At 45.2% G+C, this 18,911-nt stretch carries 21 protein-coding genes; 4 read left to right on the forward strand and 17 right to left on the reverse strand.

Features of this window, described 5'->3' with window-relative positions; translation table 11 throughout:
• Positions 1 to 26 precede the first annotated feature (26 nt).
• Entirely contained in the window at positions 27 to 479 is a 453-nt protein-coding gene (locus P8S55_RS09825; RefSeq protein WP_289224030.1) for a hypothetical protein, read from the forward strand.
• 207 nt (positions 480 to 686) lie between these two features.
• Here the strand turns inward: P8S55_RS09825 and P8S55_RS09830 are convergent, their stop codons facing one another.
• The 3 genes from P8S55_RS09830 to P8S55_RS09840 all read right to left on the reverse strand — a co-directional run bounded on the left by P8S55_RS09830 (position 687) and on the right by P8S55_RS09840 (position 3,638).
• Complete coding sequence (locus P8S55_RS09830) at positions 687 to 1,343, reverse strand: CBS domain-containing protein (RefSeq protein WP_289224031.1); 657 nt, start codon at positions 1,341 to 1,343, stop codon at positions 687 to 689.
• Between the two features lie 604 nt (positions 1,344 to 1,947).
• Positions 1,948 to 2,190, reverse strand: a complete 243-nt coding sequence (locus P8S55_RS09835) for a hypothetical protein (protein WP_289224032.1) — start codon at positions 2,188 to 2,190, stop codon at positions 1,948 to 1,950.
• Between the two features lie 101 nt (positions 2,191 to 2,291).
• Complete coding sequence (locus tag P8S55_RS09840) at positions 2,292 to 3,638, reverse strand: exonuclease subunit SbcD (RefSeq protein WP_289224033.1); 1,347 nt, start codon at positions 3,636 to 3,638, stop codon at positions 2,292 to 2,294.
• Between the two features lie 155 nt (positions 3,639 to 3,793).
• Here P8S55_RS09840 and P8S55_RS09845 point away from each other — a divergent pair, with 155 nt between their 5' ends.
• A complete protein-coding gene (locus tag P8S55_RS09845; protein ID WP_289224034.1) occupies positions 3,794 to 4,924 on the forward strand; it encodes a Card1-like endonuclease domain-containing protein in 1,131 nt (376 codons plus the stop codon).
• A gap of 3 nt (positions 4,925 to 4,927) precedes the next feature.
• On the opposite strand, the gene csx16 is transcribed toward P8S55_RS09845, so the two are convergent.
• Positions 4,928 to 5,227, reverse strand: coding sequence for a CRISPR-associated protein Csx16 (csx16, locus tag P8S55_RS09850; RefSeq protein WP_289224035.1), 300 nt, complete (start codon positions 5,225 to 5,227; stop codon positions 4,928 to 4,930).
• Between the two features lie 151 nt (positions 5,228 to 5,378).
• Between csx16 and csm6 the strand changes: the two genes are divergently transcribed.
• Positions 5,379 to 6,518: a CRISPR-associated ring nuclease Csm6 gene (gene csm6 / locus P8S55_RS09855; RefSeq protein WP_289224036.1), complete on the forward strand. Its 1,140-nt coding sequence runs from the start codon at positions 5,379 to 5,381 to the stop codon at positions 6,516 to 6,518.
• Between the two features lie 224 nt (positions 6,519 to 6,742).
• A complete protein-coding gene (locus P8S55_RS09860) occupies positions 6,743 to 7,345 on the forward strand; it encodes a hypothetical protein (protein WP_289224037.1) in 603 nt (200 codons plus the stop codon).
• A 59-nt stretch (positions 7,346 to 7,404) separates the two neighbouring features.
• Here the strand turns inward: P8S55_RS09860 and P8S55_RS09865 are convergent, their stop codons facing one another.
• The 13 genes from P8S55_RS09865 to P8S55_RS09920 all read right to left on the reverse strand — a co-directional run bounded on the left by P8S55_RS09865 (position 7,405) and on the right by P8S55_RS09920 (position 18,900).
• Positions 7,405 to 7,938, reverse strand: coding sequence for a hypothetical protein (locus P8S55_RS09865; RefSeq protein ID WP_289224038.1), 534 nt, complete (start codon positions 7,936 to 7,938; stop codon positions 7,405 to 7,407).
• Between the two features lie 183 nt (positions 7,939 to 8,121).
• Positions 8,122 to 8,385 (reverse strand): hypothetical protein, encoded by a 264-nt coding sequence (locus P8S55_RS09870; protein WP_289224039.1) that lies wholly within the window; start codon positions 8,383 to 8,385, stop codon positions 8,122 to 8,124.
• A 648-nt stretch (positions 8,386 to 9,033) separates the two neighbouring features.
• Complete coding sequence (locus tag P8S55_RS11220) at positions 9,034 to 9,237, reverse strand: hypothetical protein (RefSeq protein WP_503010323.1); 204 nt, start codon at positions 9,235 to 9,237, stop codon at positions 9,034 to 9,036.
• Between the two features lie 112 nt (positions 9,238 to 9,349).
• The gene (gene cas2 / locus P8S55_RS09875) at positions 9,350 to 9,640 is read right to left on the reverse strand and encodes a CRISPR-associated endonuclease Cas2 (RefSeq protein ID WP_289224040.1); all 291 of its coding nucleotides are present in this window, start codon (positions 9,638 to 9,640) and stop codon (positions 9,350 to 9,352) included.
• Complete coding sequence (gene cas1 / locus P8S55_RS09880; RefSeq protein ID WP_289224041.1) at positions 9,637 to 10,614, reverse strand: CRISPR-associated endonuclease Cas1; 978 nt, start codon at positions 10,612 to 10,614, stop codon at positions 9,637 to 9,639. Before cas1 ends, cas2 begins: the two co-directional genes overlap by 4 nt.
• Before the next feature lie 230 nt (positions 10,615 to 10,844).
• Entirely contained in the window at positions 10,845 to 11,915 is a 1,071-nt protein-coding gene (gene cas6 / locus P8S55_RS09885; protein ID WP_289224042.1) for a CRISPR system precrRNA processing endoribonuclease RAMP protein Cas6, read from the reverse strand.
• 4 nt (positions 11,916 to 11,919) lie between these two features.
• On the reverse strand, positions 11,920 to 13,089 hold the full coding sequence (cmr6, locus tag P8S55_RS09890) for a type III-B CRISPR module RAMP protein Cmr6 (RefSeq protein ID WP_289224043.1): 1,170 nt from the start codon (positions 13,087 to 13,089) through the stop codon (positions 11,920 to 11,922).
• A complete protein-coding gene (gene cmr5 / locus P8S55_RS09895; protein WP_289224044.1) occupies positions 13,086 to 13,490 on the reverse strand; it encodes a type III-B CRISPR module-associated protein Cmr5 in 405 nt (134 codons plus the stop codon). Before cmr5 ends, cmr6 begins: the two co-directional genes overlap by 4 nt.
• A 12-nt stretch (positions 13,491 to 13,502) precedes the next feature.
• A complete protein-coding gene (gene cmr4 / locus P8S55_RS09900) occupies positions 13,503 to 14,345 on the reverse strand; it encodes a type III-B CRISPR module RAMP protein Cmr4 (RefSeq protein ID WP_289224045.1) in 843 nt (280 codons plus the stop codon).
• 18 nt (positions 14,346 to 14,363) lie between these two features.
• Positions 14,364 to 15,515, reverse strand: a complete 1,152-nt coding sequence (locus tag P8S55_RS09905) for a type III-B CRISPR module-associated Cmr3 family protein (RefSeq protein ID WP_289224046.1) — start codon at positions 15,513 to 15,515, stop codon at positions 14,364 to 14,366.
• A complete protein-coding gene (gene cas10 / locus P8S55_RS09910; RefSeq protein WP_289224047.1) occupies positions 15,512 to 17,428 on the reverse strand; it encodes a type III-B CRISPR-associated protein Cas10/Cmr2 in 1,917 nt (638 codons plus the stop codon). Before cas10 ends, P8S55_RS09905 begins: the two co-directional genes overlap by 4 nt.
• Entirely contained in the window at positions 17,425 to 18,585 is a 1,161-nt protein-coding gene (cmr1, locus tag P8S55_RS09915) for a type III-B CRISPR module RAMP protein Cmr1 (protein ID WP_289224048.1), read from the reverse strand. The genes cas10 and cmr1 overlap by 4 nt, the downstream gene beginning before the upstream one ends.
• A 183-nt stretch (positions 18,586 to 18,768) precedes the next feature.
• Positions 18,769 to 18,900: a hypothetical protein gene (locus tag P8S55_RS09920; RefSeq protein ID WP_289224049.1), complete on the reverse strand. Its 132-nt coding sequence runs from the start codon at positions 18,898 to 18,900 to the stop codon at positions 18,769 to 18,771.
• Positions 18,901 to 18,911 lie beyond the last annotated feature (11 nt).

Below are 18,911 nucleotides of genomic sequence, written 5' to 3' on the forward strand. Positions count from 1 at the left end.
TACCACGATTAAAGCAAGGATGATTTATGAACGCGTTGAGCCCACAAGAAAAAGTACACACCTGTTTAAATTATATTGATAGCCGATTAGAAACGACCTCACAACAAACCATCCAAATCGCTGAAATGATGATTGAGGACTTAAAACGACTCAGTTTCCAGCAGGCTGAAGCGCTAAAAACCGGCCAGATTATAGAATACCTTGGAGAGCTCAAAGAAATTCAACTAAACTGGATGCATCAATTACAAGACATTATCCTTGAACAAACTAACCGAGACCTGAGCGGTCAAGTTATTCAGGCCTTACAGCAATTTACCGACAAGTTAAACGACGTTCAATTGACGCATCTCGACTTCCCACTTCCCAGTGCGGTGGCCTCTAAACAAGCTAATGCTTATGAATACCTTGATCAAGAAGATATTGATGTTTTGTTTGGTGAACAAGACAACGAACAAAACACCAAAAACAACCAAGATTAGGCTGTTTAAGTAACTCGACCAAGGGGGCTTCAGGTTCGGGAATATCCCATTCAACGCCCTGATTTAAGCTATAACGGATTTTCCCTTGCCGATCCACGACAAAGGTGGTTGGAAAAGAAAACACAATTTGTTCAACAAACGATTCATTAATGGGCAAACAAACTAACAACAAGCTCCAAAATAAGTACAGATTTTTATAACATTACTCTAAGCATAGATTTCAAGCGGTGGAAACTGAGCCAAACGTTTAATCAAATCTGATCGGGTGATAATACCAAGCAATTGGCTAGAGTGAGACATCACAGGTAATGAGCCAATATTGCATTCCGTCATAATATACGCAACTCGGCGAACATCTACGTTAGGCAAGGTAGTAATCACTTTTGGATTAGCGATATCGCCGACCTTAAGCCCATCTTGACTTGACAGTCGGTTATCATCATCTACCATCACATGACGCAATAACGCCTGTACCGAGCACATTCCAATTAAATTGTTGTTTTCGATAATCGGGATATGATGAATATCGTGGGTTTGCATTAACCCCCAGGCTTCAGACAAGCTGGCTTGGGGCGGTAAACTGTAAATTTTTGTGGTCATAATTTCGGACACTTGAACAACGACATGGCGTTCTTGCATCGTTTCGAGTTGTTTTTGATACTGGCTCAAACCATAATTGAGCTTATGGTGCTGGGAGTAGGCATGCTGTGATGACTCCCTAGGGTCTTTAGTGTCCTTGTCTAACTCCATCATGGTTTGCTCAAACTCGGCCTCAGAAACCGCATTGATACGCTTAGGCGATTCAATTTTCGACTCTTGGCGCCCAATAACATTACGCCCTTCAGGACTGTAAACAATGAACATAGCCAAACCCACCTTAAGTAAAAACTAAAACATAATTTTACAATAAAACACCATACTGGTTTAATAAGCTTTCAACTGGACTTGATTCGTTAACTAAGCCGCAACAACTGCTTATGCGTTTAGAACATTATCAATCAAGCGGCTGTATAAACACAGCCGATCAGCAATCGATTAAAACGCTCATAACCAACCTAAAAAAAGCGCGTCAAAAATAAGCGAGCAGGTATAGCTAGCTATACCTATGGGTTAAAGAATAGACAATCTGATAGCCTGCTGAAGGCATTAAAAAGCCCGAACAAGTCGGGCTTTTTAATCGGATATGGCGGTGGACTAGGGATTCGAACCATAAGACAAAGGCACTGTTTTTATAACGCTTTCTATTCAATCCAAATCACTTATTGCCACTTCCGTCATGCCCAGGCTATGCTAAACATGTGAAACCTCGCGCTTTCTAGTGGCCAACCACCGAGCAACCTCATGCTTAAACCGAGAGGACTGTCGTTGCGTCGTTTTTAGCGGCGGGGGAAGCTCCCCAGTTTTTATGGCACTATTTTTTATAAAGCACTTCGAAGAAACCAGGCCTGGCAATATTACTAGAGCCCAATCACTTTAATACGACTGCCTTGCATGCTGGAAATAACATCGATGCGCAATTGTTATCGCCACTAAGTACCTCGCTCAGCGTGCCAATCACTTGGTATTCAGCATCTAAAGCTTGGTTTTGCACATCACTTTGTTCAAGCTTTTGCAACGCACTTTGCAGCTTGCTAAAATCAATACTGACTTGATTAAAGGCCTCTTCAACCGCTTGATAGGCTTGTTGCTCGGCGAGCAGGTGTGCTTGCATAGCGGGCAAATCGGGCGGCACCGCGGTCGCGAGTTCTGTTTGTAACTGTTGCAGCGCGCCTGCAATGCTTTGAAATCCTGTTGCAGCTTTTCGCTACGCCATTAGCTTATCAGATGTGGTGCAAAGCTATGCTGGTGCGTGGCCAATGCCAGCTTTACCAAATCAAGTCGCTCATGCAAGGCTTCACGTGTTGGACAGTCTACAGTATGAAGAATCCCTTTCACCTGTTCAGCTTGAGCTTGCTTGTGGCGGTTAACTTGCGCCGCTTGCGCTTTAATATGGTCTTCAAGGCGTTTATAAATATGGGTCTGAAATAACTGACTTAATATGGGTTCACGGTCTTTTGAGTCGGCTAATAAGAGTTTGCGAAACAAACCCTGCGGCAACACCATCACTTGGCGAAACTGTTCGGAGCTTAAGCCAATTAACTCGATAATCTTGTCATTAAACTCTTTGATCTTTTTTGACACCAACAAGGCTTCCGAACCATCACCATTCAGATGATAGAGAAAAGCTTCGGCACTTTGGGTGGTTGTGCCCTCGCCACGTGACTTCTTACGTTCCTGCTGCGGTCGACGTTCAATATTCGGGTCTTCTTTACCCTGTGCGATTACCTCGTCCAACAATCCCTCAATAACCCGCAGATCACGCGGACTGTTGAGTGGCAAGTGTTGCTGTGCAACCAAGCCGCTTGAATCAAAGCTTAGTAGTGTGATGCCTTTAGTGTGCTTATGCTCAGAAAAGCTGTACTTCAACGGTGAGCCAGCATAACGAATATGTTTGGCGCCACGAAACTGCGGGCCGTGCAGATGTCCAAGTGCCACATAATCAAAATCAAGCATCGGTTCATAAGACACGCGGTCTGAACCGCCCACCGACAGCGTTTTTTCAGATTCGGAGCTTTGGGCGCCATCAACAAAGCAATGGGACATTAAAATGGTGGGTAAAGACGTGTCGCGTGACTGCTGGATCAGATCAACGAGAAAGCTATGCGCTTGGTCATAATCTTGCACGGGTTGATCAAACTGATTACGCACACGCTCTGGGTCGGCAAAAGGAATGCCAAATACCTGAACAGTGACATCACCTTTTTGCAGGCGCACCGGTTCGGTCACACGATTAAGGTCTGACAATATATGCAAACCGGTTTTTTGCAGTTGTTCAGCCGCAAAACCTAAACGCTCGGCGCTGTCATGATTGCCGCTGATCATAATCAGCGGAATCCCCGCTTGCGCTAACCGATTCACGGTTTTATTCAACAAACGCACCGCCTCAGCTGGTGGCATCGCGCGGTCATAAATATCACCGGCAACCAGCAGGCCATCCACTTGAAATGTAATAGCATAATCAATAATCTGGTCAAGCACAGTGGCTTGATCTTCGAGCAACGACTGATGGTGCAGTACGCGCCCTAAATGCCAGTCAGCGGTGTGTATTAATTTCAGCATTCAAACTCCCGTTCTACAATTTCAACAATTGCACAGTTACAAATCGCATAATCAAATCATCAATAACTAAAAAATTACTAGCCACCGCTTGCAAAAAACGGTTTAATCATTGGTATTTGCAATTAAAGCTAGCTACTAAAAAATCAGGCGGCACAATGAAAGTCATTCATATCTGTCTTGTATCAAAACAAGCCACCCCAAACCTGGTGCCACTCATGGACAGCTCCATGCAAGTTGACGAAGTCATCCTTACGCACACTCGGCCATTCAATGAACACGCACAATGGCTTGCCAACGCATTAAAAATCTATGGCAAAAAAACGCGTTTACTAGAACTACCTAGTTCAGATAATTTAGCGCTTTTACGCGAGTTTTTTATTGCACTTTACCAACAAGAATATCAACTTGGCGCAACCCAACTTATCTGCAACCTAAGCGGTGGCACCAAACCCATGAGCCTCGCCCTGTATGAAATGGCTTTAATGACCGAAGCGGATGGCACCGAAGCTTATTATATGAATCTCAATGATACCCTGAGCTGGTATATACCCAAAAATCGGCCCACTCAAGCACTAGATGACCTGATTAAGCTACCCGCTTTTTTAACAGCGCACGGCTGGTCGCCCTGCCAAAAACCACAAGGCTCAAAATACCCCCAACTAAGACCACTCGTTGAAACGCTGGCTACCCAAATTAGAAAATTTACGCCCGCCCTAAGTCAACTCAATGCGTTGGCGAGTTCAGCCAGGAGTAATCAACAGGTATCAACCCCAATACAAAACTGCGGCACCGCATTGAACGACCTAATTACACTTCTTGTTGAGTTTAATCTGGTGGAACGCCAGGGAGATGCTATAGAATTCCTCTCTGAAGATGCGCGATTTTTTTGTAACGGTGGCTGGCTTGAAGAGTTAGTTTTCCACACTATTAAACAGCTCAGTGCTAAAAACAAAAAAATCCAGGATTTTGCGCTCGGACTAGAAATTCAATCCAATAGTAATGGTATTCAAAACGAACTTGATAACGCCGTTTTAGTTGACAATAAACTCATTATTATTGAATGCAAAACCGCAAAAACGCGAGGAAATACTCTGTTGCGTGACAGCCTATACAAACTGGATACACTCACCAAAATTGGTGGCACCACTGGACGAGGCTTACTCATCAGTTTGCACCCCATTACGCCGCATGACCAAGAACGAGCTCAAGAGTATCACATCGACCTAATTCATGGCATGCAAATTGAAGCGCTACCTCAGCACCTGCACAAAATACTAAGCCGTTAAAAGCTACTGATTCAGCACCTCTGTAACACAGTAAGATTTTAAGCTAATACCCAATGTACGCAGTTGAGCGGCCGTTAACTCTTGACCGCGTAATTCAAACGGCACATCAAAAGCCAAATGCCAATAGCGAACTTGTTTATTAGTTAATTCGGCCACCATAGGAATTGGCAAGTTTCCAACCACCACATCACCCGCCACGAGTGAACTAATATCTAAATGCGCAATATGCGCATCAAATAAAAAACCTTCCTGCGTTAACCAATCTAACGCACCCTTATGCCGTGTTACAACGTACGTACTCATTAAATTCCCCCGAAACACAAAGGTTTTTATTATGCATAAATAACCGCACTGTTGATAAACAAAAAACTTTTTACTTTACCTTTTTCCGTAATTCTTACTAAAATGGTTAACTCCTGTTTATTACCATACTAGGCGAGGAACCTTAGAACGCATGGCCACAGCAAGCACAATAGACGCAACACAGCCCCAAGATTATCCGAAACGGATCTTATATGCGGTCATTGGCTTGTCGCCACAAATTTTAACTGAAACCCTCTACGCACTCACCACCTGCAACGACGCGTTTATTCCGACCGAAATTCACCTCCTAACCACCGTTCGTGGGGCTAAACATTGCAAGCTAGCTCTGTTCAATGAAAACGGTGGTTGGTTCCATAGATTCTGTAAAGACTATAAAATTAAAGGGATTGAATTTAATGAAAATCATATTCATATCTTAATCAACGAACATCAACAACCCATAGAAGACATTCGCACCCCAGCGGAGAACAATGCCGTTGCTAATCAAATAACCGAGCATATTCGCCAATTTACTGCCGATGCAAACACGGCTCTGCATGTGTCGATTGCGGGCGGCCGAAAAACCATGGGATTTTATGCCGGCTATGCGTTATCCATGTTTGGTCGCGAACAAGATCGACTCTCCCATGTACTTGTTGAGCCGCAATTTGAAGGTCATCCGAATTTCTTCTATCCCACCCCCTACTCGAGCATCATTCGTTCCCGAGACCAACAAGACATTATGGATGTAAAAAATGCCAAAGTAGATTTAGCCTATTTGCCCATTGTTAGGCTCCGCTATGCCTTAGATCGGCATTTAATTGACGATTCGCAAGAATTTCAGACGCTGGTTGAACAACTGCAACAAACTTTTGTAACCAGTGATGTTGTTATAAACATGGCTACCCGCTCACTTGAAATTGGCACAAAAAAAATTCAACTCTCACCCGTTAATTTTGTTTTTTACTGTTGGATGGTTGACCGACTCATTAACCATCAACCGGGTATTCAAATTCCAACAGACGATTACCCCGACCTAGTCTATCGGGATGAGTTTTTGAACATTAAAAACCAAGTTATCGACCCTATGCGTGACATGGATCGTACCCTAGCCGCTATTAAAGATGGCATGACAAAATCTTTCATCTCGCAACGAAAAAATGGCATTAGACAAGCACTCAAAAAAGCCTTAGGCCTTAATGCCGATCGCTACGATATCAAGCATACCAAGGTAAACCGTGTCAGTTTGCACGGCCTTACGATCGAACCAGAAAACATCAAGTTTAATTAAGCAGAGAAAAATTTATGCCTCGAAAAAACCTATTAAAAAAAGCCATTAAAACGCTAACAAAAACTGATTTTTACATGCTGCTCGTCTCAGTAGCTCTCATAACCATTGGTTCGTCTTGGTTTGCCGATGAGCTTCACGATTATTTTTTTGATCACGATAGCTTTAACCAAACCGCTTTAATCGTTGGTGGCCTGGCTACCTTACTAGGCATTTGGGCTGCTAAAGTGATTGCGCAACAATTGAGCCGACCTAATCCGGACACCTTTAAATACTTTGTTGGTAAAGAGAAACAGCAAGAAATTAAAAAAACACAACTTGTCGTCATGGGGTTATCAATATTGACCGATCAAAAGAGCATGTTAAGTAAACTTCATACCTTTGATTGGGCAACACTCTGCTCTGATCAGAATCTTGGCATTAATTGGCAACAAAACATCCGCACCATAAAAACCTTTAGTTCCTTAAATAAAGATGTACGGTTTATCATCGTTTGCTCAGAACAGTCCGCCTCTTTATTTACAGAGTTTAAAAATTTCATTGAGCACCTTGAACGCGAAACGGCACAAAAAATTCACCTTGAACAAGCTGCAAATACAGTTGATATCAACTCAATTGCAAGCTGCTCTAGAGGTATCAAAAAAATTCTTAACAACCATGCAGCTAAACAGGTTGTTATTGATATTACATCGGCTACCAAACAATATTCTGCCGCTTGCACCCTGGAAACAACCTACCGCGAAATGGTTTATTTAGGGTACGTGTCAAATGACGCTAACTACTTTATTTATAACGTGTTAAATGAAGAGCGTGGTGAACTTATGATGTAATAAAAACCTGCTGGTGTAGAAACCAGCAGGCCTGCTAACCTACTTAGGCTAGCTGTTAATTACAGATTTCCTGCCTCACGCTTGCGCTTTTCTTCCTGCTCACGGCGTTGCTCTGCTTCGAAACGCTGTTGCAAACGGTCGGCAATATAATTCATTTCCAAATCAAAACTCAAATGCGGTGCATCCAAGGTGATTCGGGTACTACCCTCACGCAATACAACACGCTTGTCACCTACAAACGGAATTTGCGATGATTCAACGTTGTATAAGCCACGTAATAAACCATGCAAACTATCAAAACGATGCTTCGGAAAAGTCGTTAAAACGCCTACTAATGTATTGTTTTGATCAAAAATCACCAATGCGGATTTCATGCCATCGACACCTAATTGACCAGGAGTAAGTTCAAACATGGGCCCATTGCTATAACGATTAGTACCCGTTGGCTGCGCCGAATACTTTGCTTGCATTTCTGCAACAGTGGTTTTTTCTAAGGTTAATCCAAACGGTGAGGGATTCGCAAAGACGAAACCTGCAAATCCTGCAAAACTTAAGGCAACACTCACAACCAATGTATTAAGTAATTTTTTCATGACACGTCCTTTATAAAGTTAAATACCTAGTTAATTGCGTATCGCAACCATGCGATTTGTGCAAAGTATAGGGGCTTAACTTGGCCTTGTCAGACATCAAAAACTTGTGAAAATTTGAATACATTATTCCTAGACACAAAAAAGCCGGTATGAAACCGGCTTAATTTTTTTGCAGATGGTTTATTAAAACTCATCAAAACTGCTGAAGCAGTCCGAATCATCAACACTGCTGAAGCAGTCCGAATCATCAACACTGGTAAAGGTGTAAGAATCATCAGAATCTACACCGTATGGGTTCCCTTCAACATCAAGCCCAGCTATGCCGCCGACCATGGGTAGCCCTGTTGCTGGATTAATATCAGAAAACCCATCGTCAAAACCGGTATCGAAAGCTGAACTACTTGATGTGTCACTCATCCAGTTAAATAAGTTTGATAAAAACCCCATGATTTAGCTCCTTTTCATTTTATGACTGGTAATGATTAGGATATAAAAACATTGGATAAAAAACAAAAGTCACAAGTTTTTGAAAAACTTTTCGGCTTGGTTGTCACAGGTCTTCAATGACGTCATCCCGGCGTAGGCCGGGATCAGGTCTTAACAGCCTCTGACCGCAACTCCGTTGCGTCCGTTTCCGGCGCTCGCTTCGCTGCGCGTCCACCTTTCAGGTGTCGGCTTAGTTGTCACAGGTCTTCAATGACGTCATCCCGGCGTAGGCCGGGATCAGGTCTTAACAGCCTCTGACCGCAACTCCGTTGCGTCCGTTTCCGGCGCTCGCTTCGCTGCGCGTCCACCTTTCAGGTGTCGGCTTAGTTGCCCTAGGACATAAGCGGGGTTATTTTCGCAATGCTCGGCGCTTGTCTTAACAGCCTTTCGGCTTAGTTGCCCTAGGACGGCCGCACCGTTTGGGTGTCGGACATCCCTTTAAAGTCTTAACAGCCTTTCGGCTTAGTTGCCCTAGGACATTTTCGAGGCTGATTATCTCGAAATAGTGGAAGTCTTAACAGCCTTTCGGCTTAGTTGCCCTAGGACCCGTGGAGACGTGCTGGCAACAGCGCTAATCCTACGTCTTAACAGCCTTTCGGCTTAGTTGCCCTAGGACAGCAGGGTAAATACTATTTTATTTTTCAATAGCTTGCAAGGTGATTTCCGCACCTTAGCGTTATTTGGTGCACTTAGCGTTGGTTTGGGGTGATTTTGAGTAAAAGTTAGCTTTGTTTTTTGTTTAAAATCAATGTCGCGCACCTTTTTGTTAATTTTTATTTTAGATATGTTTTTTTGTATTTTGTTTTTATTCATTTTTTAATCCTTACTGGTATCAGCAGGCCTGGTCGATTCTTTAAGGTGCGGAAATATTGCTTAATTTTAGCAAATTTTTATTATTTTTCAATAACTTAAGCCAATTAAGCCGCTAAAGAACCACAAATGCTGGTAGATTGGCTATGGGGTTGCCGTGAATGTCGTGGCTGTGTTTTATGGTGTCTTTATTTAGGTTGTAGAACCTCACGTTACGCTCTTCTACCGGTGATTTTTTTAAAATCTGCTTAATCTGCAATTCTAGGGCTTTTTTTCGGTCGGGTGTTTTAAAACTGCATTCAAACACCGAACCTTGCACACGTTGGCCCATTTTTTCGAGCAGGCGTGAGAGTCTGGCACGCACTTTGTCATCTTGGATGTCAAAACAAATCAGGTAGTGTTTCATTTGGTTTCTTTCCAAGGGGTAAAGGGAGTACGATTAATCATGGCTTTTTTTAAACTCAGTGCTTGGGCGTAGAGGTGCTGGTGGAGGGTTTGTTCTTTTGAAAACCCATGAAAACGGCGAATTAAACCGGCTACATAGCGGCGCCTGGCCTCGGCACTGAGGCGTAGACCTTGTTTTTGCAGCGCGTTGGTTTCTTCGCGGAAGTCGTCCTGCTTGATGGTGCCGTGGTTAATCACTTGAATCGCGTGGCGCTCAACGAGATGTCGATAGCTTTCCATCAGATCGGATGCTAGCGCGGCATGGGCGGCACTTTGTTGGTGGTACAGCCCTTTCCAGGTCATAAAACCGGCGGATTGTAAAATCGCATCGACATGACTGTATAAAATCGTATAGCCCAGTGAAAGCAGCACGTTAAATGGGTCTTTGGGCGGGCGACGACTGCGTTTTTCAAATTGTGCCCAGTCGGGTAGCAGGGTGTTAAGTTGTTGGAAGTAGAGTTTGGTTGCGCTGCCTTCGTAACCATTTAGACTGCTAGGTTGGCTGGCATGATTGGCCTTGGCTTGGAGCTGCGCCAGTTGTTTGAGTGGCGTTTCAAACTGTTTGCGGTGGCTTTTTCGTCTGAGTAGGGTTTTGCGCTGGTTATGGATGCGCGCGTCAACAATTTTTTTGGCCACGTCCAAGCAGAAATCGGGGTTATCGGACATTTGGAGTTGAATAAACCAGTGTTTGTAGTTGTTTTGGGCGGGTTGAAAACTAGTCAGCGCGCCTAAAAACGAGCCGGTTCTGTCGGCATAGTAAACCGGGATTTTATGGCTTAGGGCTTGGTGTTGTGCCGGCAGGGTCATGTGGTGCAGGCCAATTAGCGTAATAGCGTGAAGTTGTTCCCAACTGAGTTTGTGGGTAATTACTTCGTCTTTTTTGACGATAAGGTTGTGGTTGTCGGTGGTAATAACTTGCGCATCGCCGGCTAGCACCAGGTGCGTGCCCTGCTCTTCTATATCGCCTATTTGATTTTTGGGTGCATTGTCATCATCAATCTGTTGTGCTGCTTGGTCGCCTAGGTTGACTAGCCAAGCCGGTAGGTTTTTAGGGGCTTGATTGGCGCCAAAACTGTTGCGGCCGTCGGCTTGGCTGCCGCCGATTTCGATGGCATGGTCTTCACGGAATAAGTAACCTAAAAACTGGAAGCCTTGACTGAGTTCAACTATATGGGTTTTGCACAGGATAATAAAGTCGTCGGCAAAGCGCAGGATTTTATAGCCGTGGGTTTCAAGGTCGGAAAAGGCTTCGATATTGGACTCGTAATTTGGCCGCGATGCACCGCAATAGGATACAGGCTGCGCATCAGTGCTGGGGTTTTGGGAAGGCTTAGGCGGTATTTGCCTAGACCGGAGGTGCGGCGTTGGCCAATGCCGACCATTTGACCGAGCAGAAGCAGGCTGAATAGACTGGGCTCTAGGCCAGGGAGCAGTTCGAGCGTGATGCTTCCCGCCATGCCGCCGAGGGTGTTTTGTTGTTGGTTTGCTCCAAAATAAGGCGTGTCTATCCAGTAAAGGTCGGCTTTTTTAAATTGAATATATTGGGCTTGGTTTTGCAACCAGGCCTGGTTGAGCGCGGCGGTTTCGGGGTGAATGTGGCGGCCAAATTTTTCGCTGAGCTGGCTGAGGGTTTGATAGAGGCGATTGATGAGCAGTTCGGGGGTAATGTCGGCGGCTTCGCGTACAAAGCGTTGTTCGGTTTTTAGGTTTTTGTGGTTAACTTTTAATAAGCGTACGGTGCTTTGCCAAAACCAATCTATTGTGGCCGATTGTTGGTCGAGTTTTAGGTGATTAAACCAGGCTTGAGTTTGGTGTTGAAGGTGCGTTTCGGTGTAGGCATCCAATCCGTCAAAATTGCTAAGCGGGATGCCATCGAAAAGATCGGTTAAGCTAACCAGTTCAATATTATCTTTTAGCGGCACGCCCGCATCTCGTATGGGTGCCGATTCCGGCAGTCCTTGCAGGTGGGTGATGAGTTTTTGCCAGATGGGGTTTACTTGCTGGGGTTCGCCCATGGCAATAACGGCAAAACGATAGGGGTCGCCTTGGCGATAGGTGAGTCGCCCGTTTTCGGTGGTGATGATGGATAGGTGGTGGGTGTAATTGTCCCCTAGATTTAGGCTGTGGCGCAAAAACGCGTCCACCGCCATTTCGTGATGGAGGTTATATTCCGCTGCGCGTAAAAAACGCAGCGTCACCACCAGGCCTGTTAATTTAGGGAGGGATGGGAGGATCATTGAGTTAGTCGAGCTTTAACCAAGGATGTTTTTCAACAAACTTTTTCTTGTTTTCTTTTTGTTTTTTCTTGTCAGTAAAGGTTTTAACGAGCCATTTAGTTACAACCCGTTCCATCAACTCCGAACGTTCCTCGATAGTCCAATCTGCGGACTGTTTAATGAGTTCAATGAATTTGATGTAGTTCGACTGCCCTGGCATGAGTGTTTGTGCAGGACTGCTTGCAACAAGTTCTGACGCATCTTGGATAATGAGCGCTTCAGCTGACATTGTGCTGCGGGCTTGCTGATTTTTTTGCGCCTGCCAAACATCATTTAAATCTTTAAACGCTTTTTCATCTTCACAAAGTCGTCCAAAGCCGGTGGCGGTTTTGGCGCCCGCGCCGATATTCGCTAACGCGTTTTTAAGGGCGGTAGCTAAATCAGCTAATTCTTCGCTGATTTTTTGTTTATCTTCTGACGGTAACGTCATGCGCGGGGCAATGCTGATTAAAAAGCTGGCTTTATCCACCACCAAAAACGGAATGGGGGTTGGGCTGTGCCAATCAGCGGGAATGGTGTCGGCTTGGCCGGGGTTTTTTTCACCTTGGGCGTAATAGTTGCCCAGGTGCGGGGTCATGACTTCGGTTTTAAGTTGGGGGCGCTCAATCGGGATAGCATCAAAAAACACCAATTGCCCTGCTTGGTTGTTTTGGCTGGATTTGGTTTCACTGCCAAAGTAGCGTTTTAAATCGGCGAAGTCTTGTTGTTTATCCGTTGAATCGTCTGCGCCGTAACCCAAGTGAATTTCTAACCAACTGCGCAAAATGCCTTTGATGGCACTGCCTTGCATATAGGGCGTGGCTAAGGTGTGGTGCCATAAAAAACCGTTTTCAACCGGATGCAGATTGCCCAAGCCTGTTACAAAACGGCTGGCCTCTGCAGTAGACACCACAAACCATTGCCCGCCTAATTGTTCGACCAGTTCAATTTGGCGAAAGCAGGCCTGGTTAAGGGCGGCATTATCGCCCTGGCCGCCGCTAAATTTGTCTAAAAAATGGCGTTTAGTCGTTTCTTTTTCGGTAAAGTCGCTAAAATCGGCATTAAAGCCATCAAAGAACTTTTGGAAAAATAAACCGGCATGACCGTTGTTATGCCGCTTGTTAGGGTGATCTGCGCGATAGAGTGGAAAATTCATGCGCCACCTCCGTTATTGGTTTCATCCCCTTTTAGGTAGGCTTTGGCGAGTTGTTTAACCCATTGCAAATAGGCTTGGGCTTCCGCTTGCATTAGGCGATATTGTTGTTGATCACAACGGGACACCACATCCATAAGATCGGCATTGTTGACCAGACTTGGTAGTGCCTTGACTAACCAAGCATTAAGGTGCTTGTATAACTCGCGCGCACCTTCGACATTTTGGCGGCTCTTAAAAAACGCACAGGCCGGACCAAAACCATTGGTGTGAATCATTATCGGAAATTGGCTCGACCAGCTTTTGATTTCTTTTTGTACCGTTTCCGTTTTTTGGGTTTGTTGCTTAATCCAATTCAGCGCACATTGGGCGCGTTGTTGCTCTTGGGTTTGTAAATTCGACATTCGCCTGCTCCTTTAAACCAATTTGGTTAAACAAAAACCCATGCCAACAGTTTCGTTGCCGCCGATTTGTAGGTATGTGTTGGTTTCAAAGGCGGCTTTAAAGTCAGCTAGGTTGGTTTGGGCATCGACCGGTTGGTCTTTTTGACGACCTTGGAAGGCATGAACACAGGTGTAAAGCAAGGTATCTGCTGGCAGGCTTTCTTCCCACCATAAAGCACCGCTTTTAACCGTTTTGGTGGCATTATCGATGGCGTTATGGGCATGAATCGGCGTGGCGTTTTGCGCGAGGAAAGCAAAAATATCGTTATCCACCAGTGTCAGTTGGTTTTCTAAAGCTTCTTTCATGCCACTCGGCATGAGTTCAGTAAGGGTGTTAATCCAGTCGGATAAATCGGTTGTTTGAACCGTTAAACGATATTCTTCTAAGTACAGATAATCGGTTTTTGCGGCATGATGCACCAGTGCTTTGCCTTCTTCTACTTTGGGTAGCTCTGGCGCGGTTTTATTCATGCGCTCGGCATCTTGTTTGTAGCGTTGCAATAAGGCCGGACAAGTGACCCATTTAAAATGCGAGGTCAGCGAGCGCACCGGCAGTAGTAGTAAGCGCGTATCGGTAATGGCTAAACAGCCGGCATTGCCGGTTTCTCCGGCATCGCCAAAAAGACGTTTTACACTCGGGTTGTTATCGCCTTCAAACTTAGCGCGAATCGCGCCTTTGGTGGCACTACCATAAATACATGGAAAACCGGTATGACCTTCGCGTTGAATGGGTAGGTCAATTGAGGACACGGTGTTTTGACCAGTCCCAGCATGAATTGGGGTTTGAGCATAAAGGGCAAGTAAAGTATGTGTCATGTTTATTCTCCTGAATAATTAGTAAACCGCTAGGTTGAATTGTCCGCGACCAATGACGGTATCTTGACCGATTGCATGATTTTGTAGCGCTGACCAGGCCTGGTTTATGTCGTTTTGATTAACTTCAAAATAATAGGCACTGCCCGCAGGAACCAAGCTTTCAACTCCGCGCGATTGATGTTGGGCGAGATTCCATCCGCCTTCGCGGTGTGCTTTGCCAATCACAGCGCAGATAAGTGTCAACTCGACCCCGTTGATTTGCCCCTGCCACAGCGTTTGGCCGTTGCGTTCGGTTTGGCTAAATCCGTCCGGTATCCAGCCTTGTTGAAAATGTGCTGGACTGGTTAGGGTCAGAATTAAACCTTTTGCTTGATTGGGCAGGGTTATGGGTTGCGCGATTTCGGTGTGATGTTGTGTGAGTTGCGCTAAACGCCCTTCGCCGCCGAGCATGACGGTATTTAGATGGCTTTCAACCGCCCAGCCTTGGCTGTCGATTTCAAGGCTGATGCCCTGCGCCAAGCGCAAATGCTTGGTTTGGTAGAGTTGGCCGTCCTCAGTTTTGCGCGTTTTATTATTACGTGCGATGCCAAGACGGGGTTCGCTTTTAAACAGGTCATCCCGCTTTAAGCACTCTGTTTCAGCTATAAATGCACTGGTTTGCAAACAGGTTTGTAGTTGCGCCCAGGCCTTGCTTGAAATATAGGTATGTTCTAAGGGTTTAGCGCCTTTTTCAGCGTCTTTTGGCACAGCGGGTAAACAAACATGCCCCAAATCACAGTGTATCGGAGAGGTGTCGGGGAGCAGTTTATAAAGCTGGTAGCCTTTTGGTTGCCCCTGCTGCGCGGGAATTGCTAACCAATTTAGCGGCATTGGATAATAGCCTTGTCCGTTGCGACGGATGGCCACCCCGCTAAATTGGGTATTGGGTGGCAGTGCCTCGTTGGGTGCGCCAATTTTTTCGGCAATCTGTGGTTGCTGGCCTTCCCGATAGGCTTTCCAATCGACTTGATGGGCTTCGCCAACCGCCGCTCGTAATGCACCTATCAAGGTGCGCGGACTGGGTGGGAATAAGCTGGTGAGTTCTTGCGCGGCTAGACTATCCGGGGCAAGCGCTTGTTTAAAAAACCAAGTATCGAGCGGCGTAAAACGCCAAGTTACTGTTTGACTCATTGATTTTGTCCTCGTATATCGCGACCGTGGAAGGCTAGGAAACGCACCAATAATGCGCCATCAATTTGCGGCGCACCGATAACGGAGATTTCGGCTTGGGCTAGCCGGTTCACGCTCACTTCATCGTTGCGTTTGTGGGGTGTGCATTGTGCCAACAAGGGTTGAATGCGTTGCTTGGCAATCTCAATTTCTTTGACGTTGTTAACGCCTGATTTGATGTAATCGACGGCCAATAAGTCGCCAATCAGTTGCGCATCGTCTTGATTGAATGGTTTTTTCGCGTCAATCAGCCTATTGAAGTATTCCCGAATGCCATAGAAAAACTTGGTACTGGCTTCGAGCGCGTCACCATCTAGCTGTTGAGCGGTGGATTGTCCGGCAAACTGTTTGGCAAGTTTTTCAATTTTTAATGCGCCTTGCTCATCAAACGCCTGTTGCCAAGGTTGCGCCCACAACAGGTGTTTGCCCGATTGTTTCACCACTTGCACCGCCAGGGCATCACGTCCGGCTTGGTCTTTTGCCGCCTCATCCAGCACGTGATGTGAATCGTGCAAGATTTTGCTTAACGGGGTTTTGATATGCGCATAGATGATTGCGGCAGAAATACTGGTGGTGAGTTGCTCATGCCCGGTTAGGTTTAAGAAGCTGTCAATATAGGATTGACGCAACGCCACGGCACAGTCTAGCGCGGTTTCGAGTGTCAATATGGCAAGCACATCATCACCACCGGCATAAATTAGAAAACCGTCGTGCTGATCCACCACCTCTTTTACCCCGGAGGTGAACTTGTTCAAACCGGCGGTGATCAGCGGTTGTTTGCTCGGATCAGACATTTGTTTGCCTAGGCTATCGCCGTCCATCATTAAAATGGCATAAAACGGCGAAGGTTCTTTAAGGTTTTGACTTTGGTAAAGCGCGGTTAATGCCTGTTTTGCAGTCGGTATTTTTTCTTTGTTTAAGCCATACGAGGTTGGGTTTTCGTAGGTATTGCTAAACCAGGCAATACCATCTAGGCCTAAATCGGTTTTGGTTCTTAAGGCTTTTGGTAAACTTTTGGTTTCGCCTTTTTGCCCGCCTGCTTCAGACCAGGCCTGCTTAAACTTCTCAAGTTCTGGACTGGGTTGAATGCTTTTTAAAACCGGCATAGCGGCCAATAACGCCACTGATGGCACATTGCGAGGTTCTAATTTCCAGCCGTTAAAACCAACCAGCTTTACCTGTTCGAAATGATAGGCAAAACGACGTTTGATAAACGACAGGGCGCACAATGCTTCGTTTTCGATTAAATCACGCGTACCGATTTTGCTTTGAATCGCTTGCCAGAAGTTTTTTCTTTTTTTATTATCAGAAGCATAAAACCCTTCAATACCCGATAACTCTTGCCAGCCTTCCATCAAACTGCATTTGTGTCCGGATTCGGTGTGCGGAAAATGATGACGCCAATTTTTGCGCATATCAAGCAAGGGTCGGTTGTCATCGGCCTCGGTCATGACCCAGCTGACTTCAAAAAAACCTTCGACTTGTCGTTGCCATATTTCACGGGTTTTAGGATTCGCTTTATCGGCAATATCGGCTTGATAAACCTTTTCGGCTAAAGTCAACCAGGCCTGGTTCATTTGTTGAATGACGTGTTGCGGATTAAACTCGGCATCCACCAAAGCTTTAAAACGGTTTGGCAAAGTGCCTTGCGTCGGACCGGATTGGCCGTTTTTAATGGCGTTGATAAAGTCTTCATCCGGCGCGGGAAATTGAATCTCGCCACCTTGATTGCGTGTTGCGACCATTGCACAACCGGCTAACCAAGACAGAATAAATGAACCGGCCCAGAAGTCGCGCGTGCGACGCGCTTGTGCTACAAAGCCTTGTACCGGGCCAATCGTAAAATGAAATTGGTGGGTGTTTAAATCGCTCACGGTAATACCCTTTCTGCGTCTTTGAATGCTGGTCGGTTTAGATAATCTTCTATGACTTTATAGTCCGGCGCAAAGTTAAGTTTTCTGTGCCCATCTTTAAAACGGATCTCCATTTGATCGGGCAAGAAAACCGCTGGGAATAGCGCATGAAGTAAATAAAATTGATTGCCAATTTTTCTGATGAGGGTGAAAAGTGGTGAGGTTCGTCTTGTTTTTTCGCTACCTGCATAGGCGTGAATTTCGGCTTTGTTATTGCTTGAAACACTAGAAAAAAAATAATTGTGTGGAAGACCAAAAATAACGCGTTTGGGGGCTTTGGTTGCAGGCGTACCTGTCAAATGATCACGAATTAAATCATGGTCTTCAGTAAAATTTCTCTCGGCGTTAATTTTCCCAACTTTTCCGTTATTACCGAAGCTACGGTATAGCTGTAACTGTTGTCCTGCGAGATTGAGTAAGTTTTGAACATTGCCGCCAGATTGCACAATATCTATGCGAGTCTGCGAACTAAATGCCGTGTACTGCGGTAATCCGTTAATTTTATCTTTAGACAACATGGTGAGTGCTTGGCGATATTCTTCCTTGGTTTTTGGCATCTTGATAAATTGATTGCCCGACAAATCAACCAAGGCAATTGAACCCCAGCCGTGGCGTGCGCGACTTCCGAGCGAACCGAGACAGGCAAAAGCCAGTAACGCAGTTTCAATTTGTTCAATGGCCTTTTTATCGGCTTTGGGCATAAAAAGTAATTCAACAGTAAACGTACCCGATTCAAAAGCATTTCGCACACTGGTTAGACCTTGGCCGAGTAGGTAGTGTTGAGCTGAATATTTTACCACCCCTGCGGCCGGTTCTCTTTCATTAACACCTATTGACCCGGCTTTTAAATTAAGATGAGTAACGTTAATTGAAAAGCAACCCTGTCCAATATTTTGTTCCGCTGTACCAAACAATTTCGCTTCTTGTTTCGCCAGCTCATCCAAAGATAAATGCGCATTTATCGCTCGCCACCAAAACCGCAATGCCCCTTTGATCGAAGTTGGACGGATTGAAGTCGCTTTTTGGTTAGCATCTCCTAAAAACATCGGTGTGATGATTTCAAATTTTGCCTGTAAACAGTGTTGGTGAGGTAAAGCTGTTAACTTTATTCTTGGCATAACGTTTCTCCCTGGTAATTTTTAATCATCACGGCTGTATTCCTTACTAGTTGAGACCTTTGCAAAACCCCGCTATTGCCAAGGTTAAATCCTCAAATTCAACTTTTTTGAATAGAGGTCTTGCAATTTAGTCCTTTTTCGCTGTTTTGCGTCACTTTTATGACGGGTTTGTGCTATTTTTTGCTATTTTGTGCGCATATCCTGTTTTTTGGATACAGGCATCCCTTGAGCCTTAACACAGTCTACTGAGGCCAATCGGTTGTTTTTGGCTTGGATAACACTGGCATCAATAATACTGACTTCACCGGCTTTCATGATCAGATAGG

The organism is Thiomicrospira sp. R3, assembly GCF_029581415.1.
In the GTDB taxonomy this organism is placed as follows: domain Bacteria; phylum Pseudomonadota; class Gammaproteobacteria; order Thiomicrospirales; family Thiomicrospiraceae; genus Thiomicrospira.